Here is a 23,411-nt window from a genome sequence, read left to right as displayed (position 1 = left end):
GACAAAAACTTCCTCTCGTCATTGAGAATTGCACTCTCTCAGAGCGAGAAGGTAAATTCCACACATGGGACGAGACCACGGGTTCCACCCGGTGCGGATCACACGGATCATCCAGGAGACGCCCGACACACGGACGTACGTACTCGACGCGCCCTTCCCGTACCGGGCGGGCCAGTTCGTGACGATCAAGGCCTGTGGCACGCTGCGCAGTTACTCCATGTCCAGTTCGCCGGAGACGGACGCCGAGCTGATGACGACGGTGAAGCGGGTTCCGGGGGGTCTGGTGTCCAACTGGATGCACGACCATCTCGCGCCCGGCGATGTCGTCGAAACCACTTTGCCCGCAGGGGTGTTCTGTCTGCGGGAGGGCGACGGGGCAGGCGCAGCCGACGAGTTGGCCGCTCCGGTGGTGGCGTTCTGCGGGGGCAGCGGGATCACGCCGATCCTGTCGCTCGCCAAGTCGGCGCTGGCCGGCACCGGGCGCCCGGTGCGGGTCCTGACCGCCGACCGGGACGCCGGCTCCGTCATCTTCGCCGCAGCGCTGGGCGAGTTGACCGGGCGGTACCCGGACCGGTTCGAGGTCCTTCACCATCTCGACGACCGGCAGGGGTTCGTCACCGCGGAACAGGTGCGGGAGTTCGCGGGCGGCGACCCGGACGCGGATTTCTACCTCTGCGGGCCCGCGCCCTTCATGGAGTTGGTGGAGAACGCGCTTCTCGCCCACGGTGTCGCCCCGGAGCGGATCTTGGTCGAGCGGTTCGCACAGGCCGCCGCCGATCGCCCGCGCCAGGAGAACCCCGAGCAGGAACCCGAAGAACCCTCCGAACAGGACGGCACCCTCACGCTCGTGCTCTCCGGCAAGCGGCACACGCTCGCGCAGCGCTCCGGTGAGACGTTCCTGGAGAGCGCGCGTCGGGCGGGTCTGGCCCCGCCGTTCTCCTGCGAGGCGGGCAACTGCGCCACCTGCATCGCCCAAGTCACCGAGGGCGAGGCCAAGATGCGCGTCAACAACGCGCTCGACGACGACGAGATCGCCGACGGCTGGGTCCTGACCTGCCAGGGCGAGCCGACCACCCCGCACGTCACTGTCGAATACGAGGACTGAGGCCATGGACGTAGATCTCGAACTCGACGAGGGCCTGGCGGTCGTCACCATCGACCGACCGCACGCCCGCAACGCCATCGCCCCGACCACGATGGACGAACTGGACAAGGCGCTCGACGCGGCCGCGGGTGCCAAGGCCCTGGTCATCACGGGGGCCGGCGACCGGGCGTTCGTCTCGGGCGGGGACCTGAAACAGCTGAGTGCGATCCGGACCGAGGAGGACGCGATGGCCATGGCCCTGCGGATGAGGGGAATCTGCGATCGCATCGCGGCCTTCCCCGGACCGGTGATCGCCGCGTTGAACGGCCACGCGTTCGGCGGCGGCGCCGAGGTCGCGGTGGCCGCCGACATCCGGGTCGCCGCCGACGACATCAGGATCGGCTTCAACCAGGTGGCCCTGGCCATCATGCCCGCGTGGGGCGGCGCCGAGCGCCTCGCCGAACTCGTCGGCAAGGGGCGGGCGTTGATGCTGGCCGGTGCCGGGACCGTGCTCGACGCGGCTGAGGCCCAGCGCGTCGGACTGCTCGAACTGGTCCTGCCCCGCGCCGAGTTCGCCGAGGGCTGGCGCACGCTCGCCAGGTCCCTCGCGACCAATCCGGCGCGGGAGATCAAACGCGTGATGAGCGGAGCCGTCCCGGAGGAGGAGGCGGCCCGCGCCTTCGCCCGCCTCTGGGTGTCCGACGAGCACTGGCAGGCAGCGGAGAGGGTGATATCCCGTGGGTGACACACGAGTTGGGGCGACCGGAGCGAGCGCCGACCTGACGGACGTACGAGCGGACACGGACCGTGCGGCGGCCGGCGACGGACGGGTGCGGGTCGAGTCGAGCCCGGTGGGGCCGATCGTACGGCCGCCGGACGCGAGCGATCTCGTCATCCTGTATCTGCACGGGGACCGGCAGTTGTCGTCGGGTTCGCCGGAGTCCGCGGTGGACCTCGCGGAGCGGCTCGCCCTGCGGACGGGGGCAGTTGTGGTGTGCCCGCGGTACCGGTCGTCGTTCCCGGGGGCGCTGGACGACGTGCACGCCGTATACAGCTCCTGTCAGGCGCGTGGTCCGGTCGCGCTGGCCGGTGAGCGGCTGGGGGCCGGGCTCGCGGCCTCGCTGCTGGTGCGGCTGCGGGACATGGGGGCGCCGGAGCCGGACTGCGCGGTGCTGATCTCGGCGCTGCTCGACCTGACGCTGGACGCGCCGAGTCTGCTGTTCAACGCGGCCGCCGATCCGGGCTTCGACATCGACGAACTCCGGTTGCACGCGGCCCGGTTCGCGGGCGGCGCCGACCGGACCAACCCGCTGCTGAGCCCGCTGCACGCCAACCTGCACGGGCTGCCGCCGCTACAGCTCCTGGTCGCCGGTACCGATCCGCTGCTGGACGACTCCCTGTCGTTCGCCGCCCGTGCGGCGCACTCGGGTGTCACGGTGGATCTCCGGGTCCGGCCGGACGCGGTGAGTCTGCATCCCGAGAGCGTCACGGCCATGGCCGACTTCATACAGGCGTGGGCCCGAGCAGCACGCCCATGACATCGCGGATGATCTCGGGGTAGTCGGTCTGCTCCTCGTCGAGCATCCACTGCTGCTGAACCCCTTCGAGCATCGCCACCACGGCGGTGGCGGCGGCTCGGGGGGACAGGCCGCTGGGTACGCGGTCACCGTAGAGCGCGGTGAGGTGCGCGACGGTGTGGTCCTGGATCGACCGGTAGTAGTCGTGGCAGAACCGCTGTGCCTCGTCGCTGCCGGTGACGCCCTCGGCCACGAGAACGCTGTGGATCTGAGCGAGACCGGGGTTCTTGTGGTCGTAGGTGATGACCTCGGCGAGCAGCCCGGGCAGGTCCTTGCCTGCGTCCGCGTGGAGGGCGGCCAAGTGCTCGCGGGCGAGGTCCTCGCGGAGTTGGACGAGGGCGAGGAGAAGCCGCTTCTTGCTCGGGAAGTAGTGCAGTACGCCCTGCCTGGTCAGGCCGGCGCGCTCGGCCACGGCATCGATCGACGCCTTCTTGTAGCCCCGCTCGGCGAACACCCCCAGCGCGGCGACAAGGATCTCCTCGTGTCGGGCCGTCGTCATCGAGCACCCCTTCCACCACGGCAACACCCAGGTGACATTACGGTTGCCGTCGCGATCGGGCGACCCTTCCGGCCATTGCGGAGCCATTGGACCGTACGACGGTGCCGGAGCCGGTCGGCGCGCTCCGGAAGGTGTCGGAAGGGTGGGCGTACGCGGACCGGGCCGCCGGCCGGAAGCCGGGCCCGGTGACGACCCGCCGGACGGGGCCCTCTCAGGCACCCCGGGACGGCGGTTCGAAGCCCGCGATGATCACGACGTGCGTGTCGGCCGCGGCCTGCCGCAGGGGCTTCGCGCGTTCGTACGCCTCCAACTCGTACCAGGCTCTCGCCGCTTCGACGCTCTCAAATTCGAGAACGACGGTCCGGTCCCCGTGCCACTCGCCTTCGAGGAGCTGTGGCCGGCCGTCGACCGCGAGGACGGTGGCGCCACCTTGGGCCATCGACGCACCGGCCGCCCGGCCGTAGGCGTCCATCCCGGCCGGATCCTTGATGGACTCGGTCAGGATGACGTACCCCTTGGGCATCCGGTTCTCCTCAGCTCACTGTGATCGCGCGCTCGGGGCAGCTGCCGATGGCGGTGCGGACCTGTTCCTCGTACTCCGCGGGGACCTCGGGGGTCAGCACCTCGGCGTACCCGTCGTCGGTCAGGTCGAACACCTCGGGGCAGATCGACCAGCAGATCCCGTGACCGCGGCAACGGTCGGTGTCGACGACGGCTTTCATCGCGCGGGCTCCTCGGACTTCTCGGAGGTCGCGGACTCCTCGACGAGCGTGAACTCCAGGTTGAGATGGGTGAGTCCGCGCAGGATGTACGTCGGCAGGTAGTGGAACTTCCGTGCGTCGGCAGGGCCGTGCACGCTCTCCGAGAGCCTGATGTCCGTCGTGCGGTCGAGCATGCGCTCGATGCCCACCCGGGCCTCGGCGCGGGCGAGCGGGGCACCGGGGCAGGTGTGGGGGCCGCGGCCGAAGGCGAGGTGGTGCCGGGCGTTGGCGCGGGCCGGGTCGAAGGTCTCGGGGTCCTCGAAGTGGCGCGGGTCGCGGTTCGCGGCGCCGTTGAGGACCATGAGGGTGGTGCCGGCGGGGATGTCGACGCCGCCGACCGCGGACGGTACGCGGGACAGCCGGAAGTCGCCCTTGATCGGGCTCTCGGTGCGCAGCGTCTCCTCGATGAAGTTCGGGATGCGGTCGCGCTCGGCGCGCAACAGCCACTGCAGATCGGGGTCTTCGGCGATCAGCTTGAGCGCGTTGCTCAGCAGCCGGACGGTGGTCTCCTGGCCGGCCGCGAAGAGGTTGGTGGCGACGCGGGCCACGTCGGCGACGTCGGGGGTCGAGCCGTCGGCGAACTTCGCGGTGGCGAGACCCGTGATCACGTCCTCGCGGGGTTCGCGGCGGCGCTCCTCGACATAAGCCGAGAACTGCCCGTACAGGTACTCCAGCGGCGAGTGCGCCACCTCGCCGTCCGTACTCCCGATGCCGCCCCGCGGCTGGTGCTCCAGACCCTCCACGAACGTGTTGCGGTCCTCGTCGGGCACGCCGAGCAGATCGGCGATGACCCGCAGGGTGAACGGACCGGCGAAGCCGCTGATGAAGTCGCCCTCGCCGGCGGCGAGATAGGCGTCCAGCTGGGCGTCGGCGAGGTGCCACATCGACGCCTCGTTCTCCTTGAGGCGGCGCGGGGTGATCAGCCGCATGAGCAGTCCGCGGTGATCCGTGTGCATGGGCGGGTCGAGCGTCGGCAACTGGTCGCTCATCGGGAGCTGGTCGCGGTACTGCTCGATCAGCGCGCTCACGTCGTCGCCCACGAGCGGGACCGGGAACCCGGGGAAGGGGCCGGTCACCGAGAGGCAGGACGAGAAGGTGTCGGAGTCGTTGAGGACCTGGATCGCCTCGTCGTATCCCGTCACCATCGTCACGTCGTGGTGGCTCTCGTGCTGCACCGGGCACTTCCCGCGCAGGGCCGCCAAGTAGGGGTAGGGGTCCGCGACGACTTCGTCGTCCTGGAAGAAGTCGATCGCCTCGAAGTCCTTCACGGTGTGCACGGTTCCCTTCCGTCACCAGTCTGACGACGAGCGACGATATCAATGTTCTCCCGATGCGAGAAGGTCGTTTTCGCTTTCGTGGAGCGGGAGTTACGGTGCCGTCAGGCGTCCTTGGCCCATGTGGCCGAGGGCCGCGTCGGCGGCCGCCAGTACGGTGCCAGTCGGGGCACCCGCCGCGTCGGCGAGGTCGGCCAACAGCCTCACGTCCTTACGGAGCAGCGGTCCGGCACGTTCAGCGAGACGGTCGAGCGTGCCGCCGGCGGCCCGCACGCGGTCCAGCGCGAAGCTCGATCCGCTGCCGTGGAGGACGACCTCGGCGAGGGCACCGCGGTCGATGCCGAACCCCGGCGCCAGGGCCAGTGTGTCGGCCGCGGTCGCCAAGTTGGCGGTGAACAACAGGTTGTTGAGGAGTTTGGCGATCTGTCCCGAGCCGAGCGAGCCCATGTGGACGACGGGATTGCCGAACGTCTCGAACACCTTGCGACAGTAGGCGACCGTGCCGGACTCGCCGCCCGCCATCACCAGCAGGCGCCCCTCGGCTGCCGCTTTTCCGCCGCCGCTGACGGGTGCGTCGACCACGGAGACGCCGTGCACCTTGGCGCGTTCGGCGAGCCGCCGGCAGGTGTCGGGGTGGACGGTGCTGTGTACGGCGATCACCCCGCCCCGGCGCAGTCCTCTCAGCACGCCCTGCTCGCCGGTGACGACCTGTTCGACATCGGCGTCGTCCACGACGCAGACGCACACCAGGTCGCTGGCGGCGGCCAGTTCGACGGGGGACGCGGCCCGCCGCGCCGCCGTGTCCGCGAACGCGGCGAGGGTGGCCGGGCGGCGCGCCCACAGCGTCGTGGCGAAGCCCGCCTCGACGATCCGGCGTGCCATGGGAGCGCCCTGACTGCCCAGCCCGATGAATCCGACGCGCATCAGCGGGCCTCCTGATCGACCGACTCGGGGGTGTTCCCGGACTCCGGTCCGGGCGGTACGGCGTCGGGCTCCGGCTCGGCTGCGCTCTGAGGCTCGGCGCCCACCTTGGCCTCGGCGTCAGCCTTCGGTTCCGGTCGCCAGAACGTGCCCAGCAGTCCCCCGGTCGCCACCACGGCCGCGCCCAGCGCGATGCCGCCGCCGGTCCAGCCGGTCAGGCCGATGCCGGCCGCGTGGTCGACGGACCAGCGGCCGGGGCCCAGTACCGCGAGGGCCAGGGCGACGACGGCGAGCGTGAGGACGTACTCGTAGCCGTCCTTGAAGACGAAGAACCCGTTGGGCCGGTGGGCGAGCAGCCCCGCGACCAGCATCACGGAGATCACGGCCGCGCAGGCCAGCGGGGTGAGCAGGCCCAGGACAAGGAGAACGCCCGCGCCGACCTCGGTGAGTACGCTCGCCCAGGCCTGCAACACGCCCTGTCTCAGGCCGAGTCCGGTGAACCAGCGGGCCGTGCCCTCGATGCGGCCGCCGCCTCGCCAGTGATTCAGCCCGTGCATGATCATGATCAGCCCTGCGACCACGCGTACGAGCAGCAGTACCGCGACGTCGGCGTCACTCATCCGGCCCTCCTCGGGAGACGGTCGATCCCGCCGTTGCCGTATCCACCGTTCTCGTATCCGAGAACGCACTCCTCGACGAACGAGAGGATCTTCAGGTGGTATCCGGTCGCGGTGTGCCCGATGCTCAAGTTGTGGCCGCTGTGGGCCTGTTCGTCGGTGACGACCCGCGGGGAGTCGGTGAACAGGCTCGCGATGTCAGCCATGGCCTCGGGCCCGGAGGCCCACACGCGTTCATGGTCGCCGAGCGTGTAGTGGACGGGAATCCGTACGCGGGCGGCGACTTCGGCGAACTCGAGTGGCCAGCGGCGGGCGACGGTGGATTCGTACGGCGGCCCCGGTGACTGGATACGAGGGGCGCCGACGATCTCGTCCGGGTACAGGCGCGACGGTTCCCACAGGAGGTCGCGCAGGCCGGGTCCGGAGCGTCGCGGCACGGCCGGGTCCCGCCGGCGGAAGTCGAGGATCTCGACGGCGCCGGGCGCGTGGTGGCGTCCGGTACCGGCGATCTCCAGACCGAGAAGGTCGTTCCGGCGTTCGTCGCCGGCCATGTGCACGCCCAGGGCGCAGCCGATCGAGTGGGCCCAGAGGAACAGTCCCGCTCCGCGCGGACGTGAGGCGAGCAGCCGCTCCACCGCTCCGTAGGCGAGATCGACGCGCCGCGCCGGGGAAGCCATGGTCTCGCTGTGCGGAGCCGAACTGCCGTATCCCGGACGGTCGATGGCGACGACCGTGTAGTCCAGTGCCGCCGCGGTGCGCAGGAGGGACAGCCGGGGCTGGTCCGGGTAGTCGAAGTAGCTCGACGTCACCGCTCCCCCGTGCAGTGCCACGACGACCGCACGCGGGTTGCGGACCTCGCACAACAGCCCGGACATGGGAATGCCGTCGACGTCGACGACGCGCGAAACGACCTCCGTGGTACGGGAGTTCATCCATCCGCCCGGAAGAGGATCACGCCGCTCGGGGTGAGTCCGCCGCTGCTCGCCACCGCGACGCGGGCGCCGGGTATCTGGCGTGCACCGGCCCCGCCGCGCAGTTGGGTGATGGCCTCGTGGACCAGTCCCATGCCGTGGGTGCGACCGTGGGAGAGCTGTCCGCCGTGGGTGTTCAGGGGCAGTACGCCGTCCCGTGCGATGTTCTTGCCTCCGTCCAGGAAGTCCTTGGCCTCGCCGATGCCGCAGAACCCCAACCCCTCCAGCCAGGAGAGACAGTTGAAGGTGAAGCCGTCGTACAGCTCGGCCACATCGACGTCTTCGGGGCGCAGTGCGGTGCGTGACCACAAGTGGGCGGACTGGCCGAGGACTTGGGGTTCGTGGGTGAGTGTGCTCTGGTCCCATTCGAGCCGTTCCAGGATCTGGGTACCGACTGCCTCGACGAAGACGGGGGGTTGGGCGAGGTCCCGGGCCGCGTCCACGGCCGACACGATCACGGCGACCGCTCCGTCGCAGGGCACGTCACAGTCGTAGAGGCCGAACGGGGTGGTGATGGGGCGGGCGTTGAGGTAGTCGTCCATCGTCATCGGGTCGCGGTAGATCGCCGTGGGGTTGAGTGCGGCGTTGGCCCGCTGGTTGAGAGCGATCCAGCCGAGGGTCTCGCGGGTGGTGCCGTAGCGGTGGAAGTGGCGTTGGGCGTTCTGGGAGAGGGTGTGGGCAGCCGAGATCGCTCCGAACGGCTTCATCCAGCCGTCCAGTTGGCGCGATGGAGGCTGGGCGATCCGGCCCCGGCGCACGAGGTCGCCGTACGACGCCTCCCAGACCGTACGGAAGCACAGCACATGGCGGGCCAGACCGCCCGCGACGGCGAGCATCGCGGAGATGAGTGAGCCGCAGGGGCCGAAGGTCTCGCTGCCGCCGTTGTACCAGGTGGGTTCCAGTCCGAGGGCGGACTCCAGGGCGGTGACGCCTCCCTCGCCGAAGCCGCCGTATGCGGCACCGGCGCCCGGGTAGGTCGCGAGGCCGTCGATGTCGTCGACGGTGAGGCCGGCGTCGGCGATGGCGCGTTCGCAGGCCTGGACGGTCAGGGACACCGGTGGGACCAGGAGGCGGCGGCCGATCTCCGACATGCCGATGCCGGTGATCGCGACCTTGTCCTCGAACTTCTCCGTGGTCACCATCGGCCGTACACGGCGGGCGAGTTGGTGGGTGTCGACCTCGGCGAGCGGCAGGGGGTCGGAGGCCGGGTGGTCGCGGGCCGGTCGGAACAGGGGCAGCCAGGCGTCCTCGACCTGTTCGAAGACGACCTCCATCCGCATGCCCAACTCCAGCTCGTCCGGGGCGCATTGGACGGCGTTGGTGGTGAGCCGGACCCGGGGGTCCTCCTCGACGGCGACCTGGGCCACGACGTAGGGCGCGGGCAGGCCGGGCAGGGCGAAGCGGTGGTTGACGGTGAAGCCGATCAGCGTCGCGCGGCCGGAGACGGCCCGGACGCCGATGTCGTGCCCGTGGCAGTACCGGCAGACCGGCTGCGGCGGGTGGATGAGGGCCGCGCACGACCCGCACTCCGCCAGCCGCAGCCGGCCGTCCGCGCCGGAGGCCCAGAAGAACGCGTTCTCCTCGGTGACCAACGGCCCCGGGCGGGTTGGGGAGTTCATGTGCCGATCCGTGCCTTCCCCCTACGGACGGTGACCGGTTCGGCGAGGCGCTGCTCGTCGCAGACCTTCTGCAGTTCGGCGAGGGTCTCGTCGAGTCCGGCGCCGAGCCGTTTGCCCGGGGTGAAGGTCGCGGGGAGGTGGCGCATGCCCTGGATGACGCCGATGGTCTCGTAGTGCACGGCGCCTTCGGGGTCGCACGCGTAGTCGGGCATCCGGTCGAGTACGGCTGTCACCATCCGCTTGAACACCGTGCGGGCCACGTTGGAGCCGATGCAGCGGTGGATGCCGAGGCCGAAGCTGCTGTGGCGGTTGCCCTTGCGTTCCATGTCGATCGTGTCCGGGTCGGGGAAGACCGACGGGTCACGGTTGGCCATCGCCCAGGAGAGCCAGAGGCGTTCGCCCTCCTTGAACTCGGTGCCGGCGATCTCGCAGTCGGCGGAGAAGGTGCGTCCGTCACCGGGGGCCGGGGTGTAGAAGCGCAGGAACTCTTCGGTCGCGGAGTCCAGCAGGGTCTTGCGGTCGCGGCTGAGCCGGGCGCGTTCCCCGGGGTTCTGCGAGAGCCATTCGAGGGCGTGGGCGGTGAGGGCGGTGGTGGTGTCGAAGCCGCCGCCGATCAACAGGGCGAGTACGCCCAGGAGTTCGCCGTCGTCCGGGGTGCGGCCGTTGAGGTCGGCGCGGACCAGCGCGTCCACCAGGCCGGGGCGGGGCGCCTTGCGGATCTCCATGAGCTGACCCATGAGGTCCATGCCCATCTTGCGACTGAGGTCCAACACCCGTTCTCGGTCCGGGGAGTTGGGGGGTGTGTAGACGGAGGCGTGGGCCGGTTCGTTGTAGATGGTCCAGCGCTCGATCGGGATGCCCATCATCGCCAGCGTGAGGACGGCCGGGACGATGTTGGCCAGGTCGTCGACGAAGTCGATGCGCCCGGACTCGATCTTCTCGTCGAGGCTGGCGCGCACGATCTCGTCGACGAACGGGATCCAGCGCTGGATGGCCGCCGGCGACAGATACGGGTTGAGGGTCTGCCGGTAGTAGCGCTGGTCCGGCGGATCCATCTCCAGGAAACCACCCTGGGCCTCCCGGGCGCGGGGCGGCGGGGGGATGGAGATGCCCGTGTAGCCGCGCCGTTCCCCTTTCACGTCATGGTCGTTGGAGAGGAACTCGGCGGACCTCGCGAGTTCGAAGACCTCACGGTTGCCGCTGGCGACCCAGTGTCCGCCGTGGGTCTCCGTCCAGGCGATCGGGCACTGTCCGTGCAGCTCGTGGGTGATGTCCTCGAACCGGTCGCGGTAGTCGGGTGTGTGCCGGTCGAAGTGCACCTGCGGGTGCTTGCGGCCGGCGTCGTCGTCGACGGCCGCGTCTTCCGTGGTCATGCGGAGTCCTCTCCTGCTCGGTGGATGAGGTGGGGGTCAGGAGATGAGGGAGATCGCCCGCTCCGGACAGGACAGGACCGCCTCGCGGACGGCCGCCTCCTGGTCGGCGGGGACTTCTTCGTGGACGACCGAGGAGTGCCCGTCGATCTCGCTGAGTTCGAAGGTGTCCGGAGCGCGCATCGCGCAGAGCGTGTGGCCCTGGCAGCGCTCCGGGTCGACTCGTACCTTCACGGTCCTTCCTTCCTGCCGTGGTGGATGCCGCGGTGCCCGCAGTGGTGAACGGGTAGCGTGGCGTAGCTACTTGAGGTCGGCCATCGACTTGCCGACGTCCGCCAGCGTCGGCGGCTTGCCGTAGTTGCCCTTGTACTTGTAGACGGGCGCGTCGCAGCGGTAGGCGCCGTCGGTCGGCTTGAAGTCGGCGGGGACCCAGCCGCTGGTGGTGGCCTTCTCCACGTTGAAGCACTTCACGGGCTCGTCGGGCTTGGTCAGGTTCACCGGGGCCTGGAGCCCTCCCCCGGTCCACTCGGCCTGCTTCTTGGCGTTGGCGAGGACACAACTGCGGGTCAGTTCCGCGCAGTCACGGGCCGAGGTGGCGAACAGCAGCCAGGTGGAGAAGGCGTGCACGGCGGGCAGGGTGATCTGCGCGTCGGGCGCGTATTTCTTGAACAGAGCGACCATCTCCTTGGTCGCCGGGTTGTCGTCCGCCTTCTCCAGCGGGTAAGTCCCGTCGATGCTCGCGAAGTTGGTCTGGGAGCTCAGCGCGGTGTCGGCCAGTTTGAGGAACGCCGGGCCGTAGGCGTTGTTGTTTGCGTCGATCCAGTCGAGCTTGTAGTCGATGTTGGTGAGCGCCTGCTCCAACTTCGCCAACTGGGTGAAGTCCCCCAGGAAGACAAGGCCTTTGACCTTCTTCGTCTTGATGGACTGGGCGTACGGCGTCCAGTCGGAGACTCCCTGGGCCGGGTAAAGGTCGGAGTAGGTGACCTTGCCGCCCATCGCGGTGAGGACTTCCTTGTCCTCGGCGGCGATGACCTTGGTGACGGGCACATCTCCGGTGATGATGCCGACGCCGCTCGCCGAGGACGGGTATGCCTCCTTCAACAGCCAGGAGAAGTAGCCGGCGTAGGGTGCGTACCCGGACGAGGCGCCCTGGGTCATCACCTGGAGATCGGCGCCGACCTCGGAGGTGACCTGTGCCGGGAACTCGGGGAGCAGGCACTTCAACCGCGTCTTGACGCCCAGGCCGTCGAGGGCGGCGCCGCCGCCGACCTCGAAGAAGTCGGTGCGGCAGGCCGAGATCATCTGCTGGTTGACCTGCATGAGCTGGGAGTCGTGCGTCACGGGCGTGATCTTGCGCCCGTTGATGCCGCCTGCGGCGTTGCACCAGGAGGTGAAGACCTTCGCCGCGTTCTCGAACTCCGGGTTCTTGGTGAACCCGACGTCGGTGAAGACGCCGACCTTGATGTCGGAGCTGGTGACGCCCTGGCTGGTGACGGTCTTGGCCGTCCCCTTCCCGCACACGGACTTCAGCGTGCCGAAGTCCGCAGTGGCGGTGTCGGCGGCTCCGGTGGTGGAAGGGCTGCTGGTGTCCGCGGACTTGGTGCGGCCGGAACATCCGGCCGCGGCCGCGAGGGCCAGGACGAGCGCGGGGATGAGCAAGCGTCTCATCGGTTCTCCTCGTTGAGAATGTGAGTCCCGCTGTCGGGTGGTCAGGTGACGGCGCCCGCCGCCTTGAGCGCGATGATGCGGTCCCAGTCCAGGCCCAGTTCGAGGAGGATCTCCTCGGTCTGGGCGGCGAACTCGGGCGCGGGCCCGAGCTGTGGGGCTTGTACGTCGAACTGCACGGGGCTGCTGACCAGTTCGAGTTCTCCTGCCTGCAGCAGGTACTCGTTGGCTCTGATCTGCGGGTCGTCGCCCACTTGCAGGGAGTCCTGCACCGGGGCCCACGGCCCGGCCAGGGTGGTGAAGCGCCTGCTCCACTCCGCGAGGGTGCGGGTGGCGAGGACCTCGCGCAGGATCTTGACGGCCTCGGCCGTGTGGGAAACGAGGTTCTCGGCCGTGTCGAAGCGTGGGTCTTCGGCGAGTTCGGGGCGGTCGATGTGCCGGCACACATCGGCCCAGAACTTGCCGGGCTGCATCATGACGAACGCCAGATGGTGGCCATCGGACGTCTCGTACAGCCCGGACAGGGGGTTGGTGACCGAGCCGTGGGTGCCGACGGGCGGCGGGATCCAGGGCTTGCCGAGGTGCAGGGAGAGCGCGGTGGCGTGGCCCATCGCCCACAGTCCGCTGCCGAGCAGGGAGACGTCCACGACCGACGGTTCACCGGTGCGTTCGCGTTTCAGGAGCGCGGCCGCGATGCCGCCGGCGAGGTTGGTGCCGGAGATGGTGTCGCCGTAGGCCGGTGCGGGCGGGTTGATGATGCCGTCGGTGCCCTCGGGGGTGATGCTCGCGGCGGTGCCGGCGCGGGCCCAGAAGGCCGTCATGTCGTAGCCACCCTTCCCCGCCTCCGCTCCACGCGGGCCGAAGGCGCTGCCCCGGGCGTAGATGATTCGGGGATTGACGCTACGGATGTCGTCGACGTCGATGCCGAACCGCTCCCGGTGACCGGGAAGGAAGCTGGTCAGGAACACGTCCGAGCGCCGGGCGAGGTCGTAGAGAACCTCCTTGCCCTCGGGGCGGGAGATGTCGAGGCCGAGGCTGCGCTTGCCGCGGTTGGCGTGCTCGACGTTGGGGTTGGGGTCGCCCTCGACGCGCATCGTGCCGGTCTGGCGCAGACCGCGCTGCGGGTCGCCGGTAACGGCGTGCTCGACCTTGATGACGTCCGCTCCCCAGTCGGAGAGGACGGCTCCCGCCGAGGGTACGAAGCCGTACATGGCGACTTCGAGGACGCGGATGCCTTCGAGCGGCATCATGACCGGACCACGACCGCGAAGGACTTGTACTCCAGGAACTCCTCAAGACCGGCCACACCGCTCTCGCGGCCGATGCCCGACTGCTTGTAGCCGCCGAACGGCACGTCGGCGGCGAAGTAGTTGCCGCCGTTGATGCTGAAGGTGCCGGTGCGGATGCGGCGGGCCAGCGCGATGGCCCGCTCGTCGTCGGCGCTCTGGATGCCGCCGGAGAGGCCGAAGACGGAGTTGTTGGCGATGCGGACGGCGTCGTCATCGTCGTCGTACGGGATCACCACGAGCACCGGGCCGAAGACCTCGTCCTGGGCGATCTCGCTGTCCGGGTCGACGTTGCTGAGGAGCGTCGGCTTGTAGAAGAATCCGGGATCGATCTTCTCGCCTCCGACAACGAGGTTCGCACCGGCGGCTACGGCCCTCTCGACCATGCCGTCGACCTTCTCGCGCTGACGCTCGCTGATGAGCGGGCCCGCGAAGGTCTTGGGGTCGGCCGGGTCGCCGAGCGGGATACGGCCGAGGCCCGCCGCCACCATGGCGACGATCTCGTCATGGTGCTCCCTGGGCACGAGCAGCCGTGAGGTGAGCGCGCAACCCTGCCCGGAGTGGGAGCAGATGGTGCCGGCCGCGAACATGGCGGCGGTGGCGAAGTCGGCGTCGTCGAGGACGATCATGGCGGACTTGCCGCCGAGTTCCAGGAAGACCTTCTTCACCGTGCGGCTCGCGGCCTCCATGATGCGGCGGCCGGTCGCGGTGGAACCGGTGAAGGTGATCATGTCGACGTCGGGGTGCGTGGTGAGCGTCTCGCCGACGTCGGCTCCGGAGGAGGTGAGGACGTTGACCACGCCGGGCGGTATGTCCGTGTGCTCCGCGATGAGTTGACCGAGGAACAGGGTGGTCAGCGGGGTGTCGGGGGCGCCTTTGAGGACGACCGTGCAGCCGGCCGCGAGTGCGGGGGCGAGCTTGGCCAGGGCGAGTTGGTTCGGGTAGTTGTAGGCGATGATCGCGGCGACGACCCCGGCCGCCTCCTTCTCCACCCAGCGGCGGTGGCGTTGGCCGCGGATCTCGACCTCGCCCAGATCTTCGGTGAGCGGGTACTTGCGCAGCAGGTCCGCGTAGTAGCGCACCAGCTTGACGGGGTCGTCGAGTTGGGGGCCGTAGGTCAGCATGCGGGGCGCGCCGACCTCGGCGATGGTCAGTTCGCGCAGCTCCTCGACGTGGTCGGTGAGTGCCTGGTGCAGTTGGTCGAGACAGCGGATGCGCAGCTGTACGTCGGTGGACCAGGCGGTGGTGTCGAAGGCGGTGCGGGCCGCCGCCACGGCCGCTTCCGCCTGGGCGGTGGTGGCGTCGGGGGCGTGGCCGTACACCTCGCCGGTGGCGGGGTTGAGGGAGGGGAACGTCCGCTCCCCGTCGATCAGTTGGCCGTCGATGAGCAGGCGGGTCACAGCCGCACCACCTGTCCGCCGTCCACGCTGATGGTCTGGCCGGTGAGCCAGCCCGCGTCGTCGGAGAGCAGGAACAGCACGGTGGGGGTCAGGTCGCCGGGCGTGCCCATCCGTTTGAGGGCCAGGGCCTGGGTCATCCGCTCCTGGAACTCGACCGGTACGACGGTGGCCGTGGCCTCGGTGTCGGTGGGGCCGGGGGCGATGCCGTTGACGCGGATGCCCCGGCCGCCGAGTTCTGCGGCGAGGGACGCGGTGAGGTGGTTGATGCCGATCTTGGCCAGGCCGTAGTAGCCGCTCGCCATGTAGGCGGCGGCCGACGACTGGTTGACGATCGCGGCGCCCTCGGTCAGGTGCGGGACGACGGCCCGGGTGACGTACAGGGCGCCCATCAGGTTCACCTGGATGAAGCGGTTGAGGTAGTCGAGGTCGACGGTGGTCAGGCCCTCGCGCCGCATGCTGTGGTAGATCGCGGCGTTGTTGATCAGGTAGTCGATGCGGCCGAATTCGGCGACGGTGGCCGCGGCCAGCGCGTCGGCCGAGGCGGGGTCCCCGACGTCGACCTTGACGAAGAGCGCGGAGTCCAGTTCCTTGGCGACCCGCTGTCCCTGCTCCTCGTTGATGTCGGCGACCACGACCCGTGCTCCCTCGGCGGCCAGCGCCCGGGCGTAGTCCTCGCCGATTCCCTGTCCCGCTCCGGTGACGATCGCCACCTTGTCCTGGAACCGCATCCTGTTCTCCTCGCATGGATGGGCGGCTTGCTCCAATGAAGCGGAAACTACATTCTCCTTATACGCGAATCAACCATCCGGCAGCGAGAATGTCATCCTGACGACTTGCTGACAGCCCTTCGGACCACGACGAACAGCCCTCGCCTGCGCGGGACTTCCGGAAGCACCAGAGACGAGAATACGCTTCTCAGATCCGGAAGGGAGATTTTCATGATCGAGACGAAGGGGGTTCCGGCATGAGGACAGCGCTCATCACAGGCGGCGCCTCCGGCATCGGACAAGCCATCGCACAGCGCCTGGGGGACGACGGTCTCCAGGTCGCCACCCTCGACCTCAATCCGTCCGACAGGGGCTTCTCCCGGAAAGCCGACGTCTCCGACCGGGCCCAGGTGGACGAGGCACTGACCGAGATCCGGGAGCAGCTCGGCCCGGTCACGGTCCTGGTCAACGCGGCCGGGATGGAGGGCTACAAGCGCTTCGCCAACCTCACGTTCGAGGCCTGGCAGCGGGTGATCGACGTCAATCTGCACGGCGTCTTCCACTGCGTCCAGGCCGTTCTGCCGGACATGGTGGAGGCCGGCTGGGGCCGGATCGTCAACATCTCCTCGTCCAGCGCGCAGTCCGGCCAGCCGTTCATGACGCACTACGTGGCCGCCAAGTCGGCGGTCAACGGGCTGACCAAATCGCTGGCCCTGGAGCTGGGTCCGCAGGGCATCACCGTCAACGCGGTGCCGCCCGGCTTCATCGACACGCCCATGCTGCGCCGCTCGGAGGAGCGCCAACTGCTCGGCGGGACGGTCGAGGAGCACATCCAGCGCACTCCCGTACGGCGGGTCGGGCGCCCGGAGGACATCGCCGCGGCCTGCGCCTTCCTCGCGTCCGAGGAGGCCGGCTACATCACCGGCCAGATCCTGGGCGTCAACGGCGGGCGGAACACGTGAGCCAGCAGAGCGAACACGACGGACCCGGCGAGACGGGCAGCGGGCACGGCGAGCACAGCAGGCACGGCGAGCACGGCCTGCACCACGACACCGCCGCCGAGAACGAGGTTCGCATCGCCCCGGTGCCGTACGACGACTGGGACCACGAGCTGTTCTCGGCCATCAACCATCCCCGGAAGCTGCCGCAGGCCAACGTCCTGGGGATCTTCCAGCGCCATCCGGCCCTGACCCGGGCGTTCCTGACGTTCAACATGCATCTCAACACCACGACCCTGCCGGTGCGCGTCCGTGAGCTGGCCGTCCTGCGGGTGGCCTGGCGGCGGGGCAGCCGGTACGAGTGGGCGAGTCATGTCCTGATCGGCCGGAAGGCCGGGGTGACCGAGGCCGAGATCGACGAAGTCCGCACGGGCGCGGACACGTTGCTCAACCGGGCGGTGGACGAACTGGACACCGACTCGGGCCTGTCGGACGCGACCTACGCGGCGCTCGCCGCCGACCTGGACGAACACCAGCTGATGGACCTGGTGTTCACCATCGGCGCCTACACGATGCTCACGATGGCCCTCAACACCTTCGGCGTGGAACTCGACCCCGCGATCTCGGAAGAGAACTTCAGTTTCCCAAAACGAGAATGGTATTCTCACAAACGAGAGGGGTGATCCCATGCCACACTTCACCAAGCCCGAGGCCGGGAGCTGGACCGAGAACTACCCCGAGCTGGGCACCAGCCCGGTGAACTACGAGGACTCCATCGACCCCGCGTACTACGAGGCCGAGAAGGAAGCGATCTTCAAGAAGACCTGGCTGAACGTCGGCCGGGTCGAGCAAGTGCCCAAGGTCGGCAGCTACTTCACGAAGGAGCTGGCCGTCGCCGACACCTCACTGGTGATCGTGCGGGGCAAGGACAAGGAGATCCGCGCCTTCCACAACGTCTGCCGCCACCGCGGCAACAAGCTCGTGTGGAACGACTTCCCGGGCGAGGAGGTCAAGGGCACCTGCCGCCAGTTCACCTGCAAGTACCACGCCTGGCGCTACAGCCTCGACGGCGATCTGACCTTCGTCCAGCAGGAGAAGGAGTTCTTCGACCTGGACAAGGCGGACTACGGCCTCAAGCTGGTCCGCTGCGAGGTCTGGGAGGGGTTCGTCTTCGTCAACCTCGACCCCGAAGCCCAGCCGCTCAAGGAGTACTTGGGCGAGTTCGCCAAGGGTCTGGAGGGCTACCCCTTCCACGAGATGACCGAGGTCTTCACCTACAAGGCAGAGATCGGCAGCAACTGGAAGCTGTTCATCGACGCGTTCGCGGAGTTCTACCACGCGCCCGTCCTGCACATGAAGCAGGCCGTCAAGGACGAGGCCGACAAGCTCTTCAACGTCGGGTACGAGGCACTGCACTACGAGATCCACTCCCCGCACTCGATGATCTCGTCCTGGGGAGGCATGTCCCCACCCAAGGACCTGACCATCGTCAAGCCCATCGAACGCGTCCTGCGCAGCGGCCTGTTCGGGCCGTGGGAGGCGCCCGACATCGAGGGCCTGGACAATCTGCCGACGGGCCTCAACCCGGGCCGGCACCGCGCGTGGGGCAACGACTCCTTCGAGTTCTTCCCCAACATGACCCTGCTGATCTGGAAGCCCGGCTGGTACCTGACGTACCACTACTGGCCGACGGCGGTGGACAAGCACCTCTTCGAGGCCAACCTGTACTTCGTGCCCGCCAAGACGGCGCGCGAGCGGCTGAAGCAGGAGCTGGCGGCGGTGACGTTCAAGGAGTACGCGCTCCAGGACGGCAACACCCTGGAGGCCACCCAGACGATGCTCAAGAGCCGGGTCGTCACCGAATTCCCGCTCTGCGACCAGGAGTTGCTGCTCCGCCATCTGCACAAGACGGTCGCCGACTACGTCAAGGAGCACACCGATGCTGCCCAGTGAGTTCGCGGCACTCGAGCCGTTCAGCGAGTGGGTCCTGGAGTCCGAGCGCGACCGGTACGGCAAGCGCCTGGCCAGCTCCATGGAGGAGATGCAGGCCTTCTACGACGCCGCGTTCCCGCTGCTGGAGCAGGCCTCCGACCACCTCGACAAGTTCCCTCTGTCCGAACTCCCGGAGCAGGAGCGCAACTTGCTGCTCCTGATGTTCTCCCTGGTGAACGTGTCGTTCCCGGTCGAGGTCTGGAAGCAGGCCCGGGTGCCGGACAGCGGGGCCGCCTATATGGACCTCGTCGTCGAGCCGAAGGTCTGACCGGTCGTGCTCACGCTCAGAGCGGCGCGTGTACTGCACGTGGAGACGGGCGAGTTCGAGTCGCCGGGCCTGATCACGGTCGAGGGCGACCGCATCACGCGCAGCGGCGGCACAGGCGAGGGCGTCACCGAGAACGAGGTTCTCGATCTCGGCGACGTGACTCTCCTGCCCGGTCTCATGGACATGGAGGTCAATCTCCTGATGGGCGGCCGAGGCGAGACGCTCGCGTTCTCCCCCGTCCAGGACGATCCCCCGCTGCGGATGCTCCGCGCGGTGGGCAACGCCCGGCGGACCCTTCGCGCGGGGTTCACCACGGTCCGCAACCTCGGCCTGTTCGTGAAGACGGGCGGCTATCTGCTGGACGTCGCGCTGGCGAAGGCCATCGACGCCGGCTGGATCGACGGCCCGCGCATCGTGCCCGCCGGACACGCCATCACACCCACCGGCGGGCATCTCGACCCCACGATGTTCGCGGCGTACGCCCCCGGAATCATGCCTCTCTCCCTGGAGGAGGGCATTGCCAACGGTGTCGACGAGGTGCGCAAGGCCGTCCGCTACCAGATCAAGCACGGGGCTCGGCTCATCAAGGTCTGCGCGTCCGGGGGCGTCATGTCCCACACCGGCACCCCCGGCGCGCAGCACTACTCCGACGAGGAACTGCGCGCCATCGTCGACGAGGCCCATCGGCGCGGACTGAAGGTGGCGGCCCACACTCATGGGGCCGATGCCGTCCGGTCGGCGGTGGAGGCGGGCATCGACTGCATCGAGCACGGCTTCCTGCTGGACGACGACACCATCGCGCTGATGGCGGAGCGCGGTACTTTCCTGGTGCCGACCACCGCTCTCATCGACGGGATGGACATGTCCCATGCCGCGCCCGAGCTGAAGGAGAAGGCCGCCGAGATCTTCCCCCGGGCGAAGACGGTGGTGGCCAGGGCCGGCAAGGCGGGCGTCCGGATGGCGCTGGGCACGGACGCGCCGGCGATTCCGCACGGCCGCGGAGCACAGGAGCTGATCGCCCTGGTCGACCGCGGGATGACTCCCCTGGAGGCGCTCCAGGCGGCCACCGTCAACGCGGCGGAGCTGATCGACGCCGACGACCGGGGCCGTATCGCGGACGGCCTGCTCGCCGATCTGATCGCGGTGCCGGGCAATCCGCTGGAGGACGTCTCCGTGATGGCGGACGTCCGGTTCGTGATGAAGGGCGGGAAGGTGTTCCGCGACGAACGCCGCTGATTCCAACGCCCAGGCCGATTGCGGGAGTTGATCACACCGGCCCGTCGAGCGGTCGTAGCATCCGCACGACCATCTCCACCGTGCGCTCGACGGGGCGGTTGCGGGCCGTGACCGTGGACAGGAGGGTGCGGGTCAGTACGGCGCCGAGGAGCATGTCGAAGACGTCGTCCGGGTCCACGGCGGGGTCGACGGTCCCGGTCGGCGCGGCGCGCAGGATGTCCTGGAACTGCGGTCGCGCCGACACGCGCAGCAGCATCTCCGGCGGCCGGGGCGTGTTCGACGTCTGGGAGTACGCGAAGAGACCGGCCGCGGCGGCCCGGGCCGCCGGAGCGCCGAAGGCCGCCAAGTAGGCGCGGATGAACCGCCGTAGGTCGCGGCGCAGGTCTCCCGTGGGCCGGACGCTCAGCGGGCTGAGCCCGGGGAACGTCGCCTCCTCGATCAGCTCGATCCGGGACGGCCAGCGGCGGTAGATGGCGGAGGCGTGCACGCCCGAATGTTCGGCCACCGCCTGGATCGTCGTCGCGTCGAAGCCGCGCTGGACGAGCAGTTCGCGCGTTGCCGCGAGGGCCCGTTCGTTGATGCTCGTGTCTCGTGGACGGCCCGGGGCGCGGCGCGGTTCTGCCATGCCGTGATTGTAGTGACCGGGCGGCATCCCGGTGTTCCCGCGTTCTCCCAATTATAGGAGACGGTCTTCTGTAATTTCCGCTGTGTGGCTACAGTCCCGAAGGGGACGGACCTCGGAGTTCGGAGGGGAGTTCTGATGCGTGCTGCTGTGCTGCGGGGCGGGAGCGTCGAGGCGCGGACCGTCGCCGATCCGGTCCCCGGACCGGGTCAACTCCTCGTCCGCTCGCTGGCGTGCGGGATCTGCGCGTCGGATCTGCACTTCATGGACCATCCGGAGGCGGGCGCCGACGACGACAGCGGGATGTCGACGTACGACCAGGACGTCGACATCGTGATGGGTCACGAGTACTGCGCCGAGGTCGTGGACTACGGCCCCGGCACCGAGCGCCGGATCCCGGTCGGGACGCGGGTGAGTTCGCTGCCCGTCCTGGCCACCCCGGCCGGTCGCAGGATCATCGGCCAGAGCCCCGAAGCACCCGGCGGGTTCGGCGAGTTGTTCCTGCTGACCGAGGCCATCACCCGGGTCGTGGTGTCGGATCTGCCGAGCGAGATCGTGTGTGTCGCCGACGCCATCTCGGTGGGCTGGTCGACGGCGTCCCGCGCCCAACTCACGATGAGTGAGGCGCCGTTGGTCATCGACTGCGGCGCCATCGCCCTGTCGGCGATCGGCCGGCTCAGGAACCTCGGCGTCGGCCCGATCGTCGCGGCCGATCTCGTGGCGTCACGTCGCGCGACCGCGCTGGCCATGGGCGCCGACGTGGTCGTGGACCCGGCCGAGGTCTCCCCGTACGAGGCGTGGCGCAACGCGGCCGGTAACCGGGCGAGTTGTGTCGTGTTCGAGTGCGTCGGCGTCCCGGGCGTTCTCGACTCGATCATCAAGGGGTGCGAGCGCGGTACCAGGATCTTCTCCGTCGGCGGCCCGCCGGAGGGCGACCATCTGCACACCCTGACCGCGAAGCGGAAGGGCATCAACATCCAGTTCGGGGGCGGCCCGTCGATGGACCACTGGGACGAGGCGTTCCGGGCGGTCTGCTCCGGCGGCCTCGATGTCGGGCCGATGCTCGGCCACGCCGTCGGGCTCGACGGGGTGCCGGCCGCGCTCGACGCCGCACGGGACGCCGACGGACCGGCCCGCATCATCGTCGTACCAGGGAGCTGATCACCCATGAGCGAGACCGGCGAACTTGCCCAACTGCGCGCCACCGTCGAGACGTTGGCGGCGAAGATCCGTGCCTTGGCGGACCAGGTCGAGATCACCCAGCTCGTCGCCCAGTACGGACCCGCGGTCGACAGTGGTTCGGGAGAGGCCGCGGCGGGACTGTGGACCGAGGACGGCGTCTTCGACGCGGTCCCTCATCTGCGGATGGAGGGCCGTGACGGCATCGTCGGCATGGTCCACGGACCCAACCACCAGAGCGTGATCCACAACGGGTGCGGTCACGTGCTGACCGCGCCTCATGTCGTCGTCGACGGCGACCACGCCACCGGCCGGAGTCACGCGCTGCACCTGCGCTGGGACGCCGACGCCGGCCGGTTCTGGGTTTTCCAGGTCTCCGCGAACACCTGGCGCTGGGTGCGCACTTCGGAGGGCTGGCGCATCGCCGCGCGGGTCAACGCCAACCTCGACGGCACCGAGGGGCCGCGCGCGATGCTGGCGCCGACTTCCGACTCGCTCTCCCTGGAGGAGAGTTGAGGATCGGGTTCATCGGGTCGGGCCGTATGGGGCAGCCGATCGTCGAGCGCCTGGTTGCCGCGGGGCATGACGTCACCGTCCACTCGCGCCACCCGGAGAAGCGCGCCAACGCCAGTGCGGACGGCCCGAGTTGGGCCGATACGGTCGAGGCGACCGTGCGTGACGCCGACGCGGTGTTCGTCGTCGTACTGACGGACGCGCAGGTGCGGGAGGTGTGTCTCGGCCCTCACGGTGCCATCGCGGCCATGGCGGCGGGGGCGACGCTCGTCCAGCACACCACCTCTGCCCCCGGGACCGCCCATCTGCTCGCCGAGGCGGGCGCGGAGCGCGGTGTCCGGGTGCTGGACGCCGCGCTCTCGGGCGGCCCGCACGACATCGCCGCGGGTCGCCTCACCCTGTGGGTCGGCGGGGACGAAGACCGACTGGAGGAGATGCGCCCGCTGTTGGAGACGTACGCCTCGCCGGTGATGTTCGTGGGACCGGCCGGCAACGGTCAGCGGGTCAAGCTCGTCAACAACGCCCTGTTCGTCGCGCAGGTCGGCCTCGCGGTCGACGCGGTGCGCGTGGCGGGGGCGCTGGGGATCGACGAGAAGGTGATTCTCGCGGCTCTGCAGCACGGCAGCGGGGCCAGCCGGGCGCTCGGTGTCGTCGCCAGTGGCGGGTCGGTCGACTCGGTCGCGGTGCGGCTGGCGGACCTGATGAGCAAGGACGTCGGCGTGGTGCGCGAGGTCGCGCGCAGCACCGGCGCCGACCTCGGGATCATCGGCACGGTGCTGTCGTCGGACGCGGTGGAGAAGAAGGTTCTCCACCGACCGTCGTCATGACGCGGGCACGTGAACTCCGCGTCCGGGCGGCCCTGTTGACGTCTTTTTCTCGATGACCCGAATGCCGATCACCTGGATGGGGAGT

General features: G+C 69.3%; 26 protein-coding genes. 11 read left to right on the top strand and 15 right to left on the bottom strand.

The window, feature by feature from the left end:
• Window positions 1-64 precede the first annotated feature (64 nt).
• From OG714_RS49270 to OG714_RS49260, 3 genes are read left to right on the top strand one after another with little or no spacing between them, the layout of a single operon-like run.
• Window positions 65-1,105 (top strand): 2Fe-2S iron-sulfur cluster-binding protein, encoded by a 1,041-nt coding sequence (locus tag OG714_RS49270; RefSeq protein WP_406131018.1) that lies wholly within the window; start codon window positions 65-67, stop codon window positions 1,103-1,105.
• Window positions 1,106-1,109: 4 nt separating this feature from the next.
• Window positions 1,110-1,829 carry an enoyl-CoA hydratase/isomerase family protein gene (locus tag OG714_RS49265; RefSeq protein ID WP_406131017.1) on the top strand — a complete coding sequence of 240 codons (720 nt, stop codon included), beginning with the start codon at window positions 1,110-1,112 and terminating at the stop codon, window positions 1,827-1,829.
• Entirely contained in the window at window positions 1,822-2,622 is an 801-nt protein-coding gene (locus tag OG714_RS49260) for an alpha/beta hydrolase fold domain-containing protein (RefSeq protein ID WP_406131016.1), read from the top strand. Before OG714_RS49265 ends, OG714_RS49260 begins: the two co-directional genes overlap by 8 nt.
• Here OG714_RS49260 and OG714_RS49255 read toward each other — a convergent pair.
• From OG714_RS49255 to OG714_RS49190, 14 genes are all read right to left on the bottom strand, one after another.
• Window positions 2,588-3,160, bottom strand: coding sequence for a TetR/AcrR family transcriptional regulator (locus tag OG714_RS49255; protein ID WP_406131015.1), 573 nt, complete (start codon window positions 3,158-3,160; stop codon window positions 2,588-2,590). The genes OG714_RS49260 and OG714_RS49255 overlap by 35 nt on opposite strands.
• 211 nt (window positions 3,161-3,371) lie before the next feature.
• Complete coding sequence (locus OG714_RS49250; protein ID WP_406131014.1) at window positions 3,372-3,683, bottom strand: DUF1330 domain-containing protein; 312 nt, start codon at window positions 3,681-3,683, stop codon at window positions 3,372-3,374.
• 10 nt (window positions 3,684-3,693) lie between these two features.
• The gene (locus tag OG714_RS49245; protein ID WP_405836079.1) at window positions 3,694-3,882 is read right to left on the bottom strand and encodes a ferredoxin; all 189 of its coding nucleotides are present in this window, start codon (window positions 3,880-3,882) and stop codon (window positions 3,694-3,696) included.
• Entirely contained in the window at window positions 3,879-5,198 is a 1,320-nt protein-coding gene (locus OG714_RS49240) for a cytochrome P450 (protein WP_406131013.1), read from the bottom strand. The genes OG714_RS49245 and OG714_RS49240 overlap by 4 nt, the downstream gene beginning before the upstream one ends.
• Window positions 5,199-5,288: 90 nt before the next feature.
• Complete coding sequence (locus tag OG714_RS49235) at window positions 5,289-6,119, bottom strand: NAD(P)-dependent oxidoreductase (RefSeq protein WP_406131012.1); 831 nt, start codon at window positions 6,117-6,119, stop codon at window positions 5,289-5,291.
• Entirely contained in the window at window positions 6,119-6,736 is a 618-nt protein-coding gene (locus OG714_RS49230; protein ID WP_406131011.1) for a DoxX family membrane protein, read from the bottom strand. The genes OG714_RS49235 and OG714_RS49230 overlap by 1 nt, the downstream gene beginning before the upstream one ends.
• Entirely contained in the window at window positions 6,733-7,665 is a 933-nt protein-coding gene (locus tag OG714_RS49225) for an alpha/beta hydrolase (protein WP_406131010.1), read from the bottom strand. The genes OG714_RS49230 and OG714_RS49225 overlap by 4 nt, the downstream gene beginning before the upstream one ends.
• Window positions 7,662-9,323 carry a thiolase C-terminal domain-containing protein gene (locus OG714_RS49220; RefSeq protein ID WP_406131009.1) on the bottom strand — a complete coding sequence of 554 codons (1,662 nt, stop codon included), beginning with the start codon at window positions 9,321-9,323 and terminating at the stop codon, window positions 7,662-7,664. The genes OG714_RS49225 and OG714_RS49220 overlap by 4 nt, the downstream gene beginning before the upstream one ends.
• Complete coding sequence (locus OG714_RS49215; RefSeq protein ID WP_406131008.1) at window positions 9,320-10,696, bottom strand: cytochrome P450; 1,377 nt, start codon at window positions 10,694-10,696, stop codon at window positions 9,320-9,322. The genes OG714_RS49220 and OG714_RS49215 overlap by 4 nt, the downstream gene beginning before the upstream one ends.
• 36 nt (window positions 10,697-10,732) lie before the next feature.
• The gene (locus tag OG714_RS49210; RefSeq protein WP_406131007.1) at window positions 10,733-10,927 is read right to left on the bottom strand and encodes a ferredoxin; all 195 of its coding nucleotides are present in this window, start codon (window positions 10,925-10,927) and stop codon (window positions 10,733-10,735) included.
• Between the two features lie 66 nt (window positions 10,928-10,993).
• Complete coding sequence (locus OG714_RS49205; RefSeq protein WP_406131006.1) at window positions 10,994-12,361, bottom strand: ABC transporter substrate-binding protein; 1,368 nt, start codon at window positions 12,359-12,361, stop codon at window positions 10,994-10,996.
• 41 nt (window positions 12,362-12,402) lie between these two features.
• On the bottom strand, window positions 12,403-13,608 hold the full coding sequence (locus OG714_RS49200) for a CaiB/BaiF CoA transferase family protein (RefSeq protein WP_406131005.1): 1,206 nt from the start codon (window positions 13,606-13,608) through the stop codon (window positions 12,403-12,405).
• The gene (locus OG714_RS49195) at window positions 13,605-15,044 is read right to left on the bottom strand and encodes an aldehyde dehydrogenase family protein (protein ID WP_406131004.1); all 1,440 of its coding nucleotides are present in this window, start codon (window positions 15,042-15,044) and stop codon (window positions 13,605-13,607) included. The genes OG714_RS49200 and OG714_RS49195 overlap by 4 nt, the downstream gene beginning before the upstream one ends.
• The gene (locus OG714_RS49190; protein WP_327406530.1) at window positions 15,041-15,772 is read right to left on the bottom strand and encodes an SDR family oxidoreductase; all 732 of its coding nucleotides are present in this window, start codon (window positions 15,770-15,772) and stop codon (window positions 15,041-15,043) included. The genes OG714_RS49195 and OG714_RS49190 overlap by 4 nt, the downstream gene beginning before the upstream one ends.
• A gap of 236 nt (window positions 15,773-16,008) precedes the next feature.
• On the opposite strand from OG714_RS49190, the gene OG714_RS49185 reads away from it, so the two are divergent.
• Genes OG714_RS49185 through OG714_RS49165 form a run of 5 tightly spaced genes read left to right on the top strand, consistent with a single transcriptional unit; the run spans window position 16,009 to window position 20,185 of the window.
• Window positions 16,009-16,713, top strand: coding sequence for an SDR family NAD(P)-dependent oxidoreductase (locus tag OG714_RS49185; protein WP_406131003.1), 705 nt, complete (start codon window positions 16,009-16,011; stop codon window positions 16,711-16,713).
• On the top strand, window positions 16,710-17,372 hold the full coding sequence (locus OG714_RS49180) for a carboxymuconolactone decarboxylase family protein (RefSeq protein WP_406131002.1): 663 nt from the start codon (window positions 16,710-16,712) through the stop codon (window positions 17,370-17,372). Before OG714_RS49185 ends, OG714_RS49180 begins: the two co-directional genes overlap by 4 nt.
• Window positions 17,373-17,376: 4 nt before the next feature.
• Complete coding sequence (locus OG714_RS49175) at window positions 17,377-18,642, top strand: aromatic ring-hydroxylating dioxygenase subunit alpha (protein WP_406131001.1); 1,266 nt, start codon at window positions 17,377-17,379, stop codon at window positions 18,640-18,642.
• Window positions 18,629-18,949, top strand: coding sequence for a hypothetical protein (locus OG714_RS49170; RefSeq protein ID WP_406131000.1), 321 nt, complete (start codon window positions 18,629-18,631; stop codon window positions 18,947-18,949). Before OG714_RS49175 ends, OG714_RS49170 begins: the two co-directional genes overlap by 14 nt.
• A gap of 6 nt (window positions 18,950-18,955) precedes the next feature.
• Window positions 18,956-20,185: an amidohydrolase family protein gene (locus OG714_RS49165; RefSeq protein WP_406130999.1), complete on the top strand. Its 1,230-nt coding sequence runs from the start codon at window positions 18,956-18,958 to the stop codon at window positions 20,183-20,185.
• A gap of 31 nt (window positions 20,186-20,216) precedes the next feature.
• Here the strand turns inward: OG714_RS49165 and OG714_RS49160 are convergent, their stop codons facing one another.
• Window positions 20,217-20,810 (bottom strand): TetR/AcrR family transcriptional regulator, encoded by a 594-nt coding sequence (locus OG714_RS49160; RefSeq protein WP_406130998.1) that lies wholly within the window; start codon window positions 20,808-20,810, stop codon window positions 20,217-20,219.
• Window positions 20,811-20,945: 135 nt separating this feature from the next.
• Here OG714_RS49160 and OG714_RS49155 point away from each other — a divergent pair, with 135 nt between their 5' ends.
• From OG714_RS49155 to OG714_RS49145, 3 genes are read left to right on the top strand one after another with little or no spacing between them, the layout of a single operon-like run.
• The gene (locus tag OG714_RS49155) at window positions 20,946-21,968 is read left to right on the top strand and encodes a zinc-binding dehydrogenase (protein ID WP_406130997.1); all 1,023 of its coding nucleotides are present in this window, start codon (window positions 20,946-20,948) and stop codon (window positions 21,966-21,968) included.
• 6 nt (window positions 21,969-21,974) lie between these two features.
• Window positions 21,975-22,502: a nuclear transport factor 2 family protein gene (locus tag OG714_RS49150; protein ID WP_406130996.1), complete on the top strand. Its 528-nt coding sequence runs from the start codon at window positions 21,975-21,977 to the stop codon at window positions 22,500-22,502.
• Entirely contained in the window at window positions 22,499-23,326 is an 828-nt protein-coding gene (locus OG714_RS49145; RefSeq protein WP_406130995.1) for an NAD(P)-dependent oxidoreductase, read from the top strand. Before OG714_RS49150 ends, OG714_RS49145 begins: the two co-directional genes overlap by 4 nt.
• Window positions 23,327-23,411: the final 85 nt, after the last annotated feature.

Origin of the sequence: Streptomyces sp. NBC_00989, assembly GCF_045162655.1 — a bacterium.
GTDB lineage: Bacteria > Actinomycetota > Actinomycetes > Streptomycetales > Streptomycetaceae > Streptomyces.
Note: the sequence above shows the minus strand (reverse complement) of the source record. Positions and strands in the feature narration are given on the sequence as shown.

Bases quoted from the DNA above. Each gene is read 5' to 3' on its own strand.
- OG714_RS49200 (WP_406131005.1), bottom strand. From the start codon at position 13,608: ATGATGCCGCTCGAAGGCATCCGCGTCCTCGAAGTCGCCATGTACGGC.
- OG714_RS49245 (WP_405836079.1), bottom strand. From the start codon at position 3,882: ATGAAAGCCGTCGTCGACACCGACCGTTGCCGCGGTCACGGGATCTGC.
- OG714_RS49170 (WP_406131000.1), top strand. From the start codon at position 18,629: ATGCTGCCCAGTGAGTTCGCGGCACTCGAGCCGTTCAGCGAGTGGGTC.
- OG714_RS49230 (WP_406131011.1), bottom strand. From the start codon at position 6,736: ATGAGTGACGCCGACGTCGCGGTACTGCTGCTCGTACGCGTGGTCGCA.
- OG714_RS49270 (WP_406131018.1), top strand. From the start codon at position 65: ATGGGACGAGACCACGGGTTCCACCCGGTGCGGATCACACGGATCATC.
- OG714_RS49215 (WP_406131008.1), bottom strand. From the start codon at position 10,696: ATGACCACGGAAGACGCGGCCGTCGACGACGACGCCGGCCGCAAGCAC.
- OG714_RS49250 (WP_406131014.1), bottom strand. From the start codon at position 3,683: ATGCCCAAGGGGTACGTCATCCTGACCGAGTCCATCAAGGATCCGGCC.
- OG714_RS49155 (WP_406130997.1), top strand. From the start codon at position 20,946: ATGCGTGCTGCTGTGCTGCGGGGCGGGAGCGTCGAGGCGCGGACCGTC.
- OG714_RS49190 (WP_327406530.1), bottom strand. From the start codon at position 15,772: ATGCGGTTCCAGGACAAGGTGGCGATCGTCACCGGAGCGGGACAGGGA.
- OG714_RS49205 (WP_406131006.1), bottom strand. From the start codon at position 12,361: ATGAGACGCTTGCTCATCCCCGCGCTCGTCCTGGCCCTCGCGGCCGCG.
- OG714_RS49220 (WP_406131009.1), bottom strand. From the start codon at position 9,323: ATGAACTCCCCAACCCGCCCGGGGCCGTTGGTCACCGAGGAGAACGCG.
- OG714_RS49255 (WP_406131015.1), bottom strand. From the start codon at position 3,160: ATGACGACGGCCCGACACGAGGAGATCCTTGTCGCCGCGCTGGGGGTG.
- OG714_RS49225 (WP_406131010.1), bottom strand. From the start codon at position 7,665: ATGAACTCCCGTACCACGGAGGTCGTTTCGCGCGTCGTCGACGTCGAC.
- OG714_RS49150 (WP_406130996.1), top strand. From the start codon at position 21,975: ATGAGCGAGACCGGCGAACTTGCCCAACTGCGCGCCACCGTCGAGACG.
- OG714_RS49265 (WP_406131017.1), top strand. From the start codon at position 1,110: ATGGACGTAGATCTCGAACTCGACGAGGGCCTGGCGGTCGTCACCATC.
- OG714_RS49235 (WP_406131012.1), bottom strand. From the start codon at position 6,119: ATGCGCGTCGGATTCATCGGGCTGGGCAGTCAGGGCGCTCCCATGGCA.
- OG714_RS49185 (WP_406131003.1), top strand. From the start codon at position 16,009: ATGAGGACAGCGCTCATCACAGGCGGCGCCTCCGGCATCGGACAAGCC.
- OG714_RS49160 (WP_406130998.1), bottom strand. From the start codon at position 20,810: ATGGCAGAACCGCGCCGCGCCCCGGGCCGTCCACGAGACACGAGCATC.
- OG714_RS49175 (WP_406131001.1), top strand. From the start codon at position 17,377: ATGCCACACTTCACCAAGCCCGAGGCCGGGAGCTGGACCGAGAACTAC.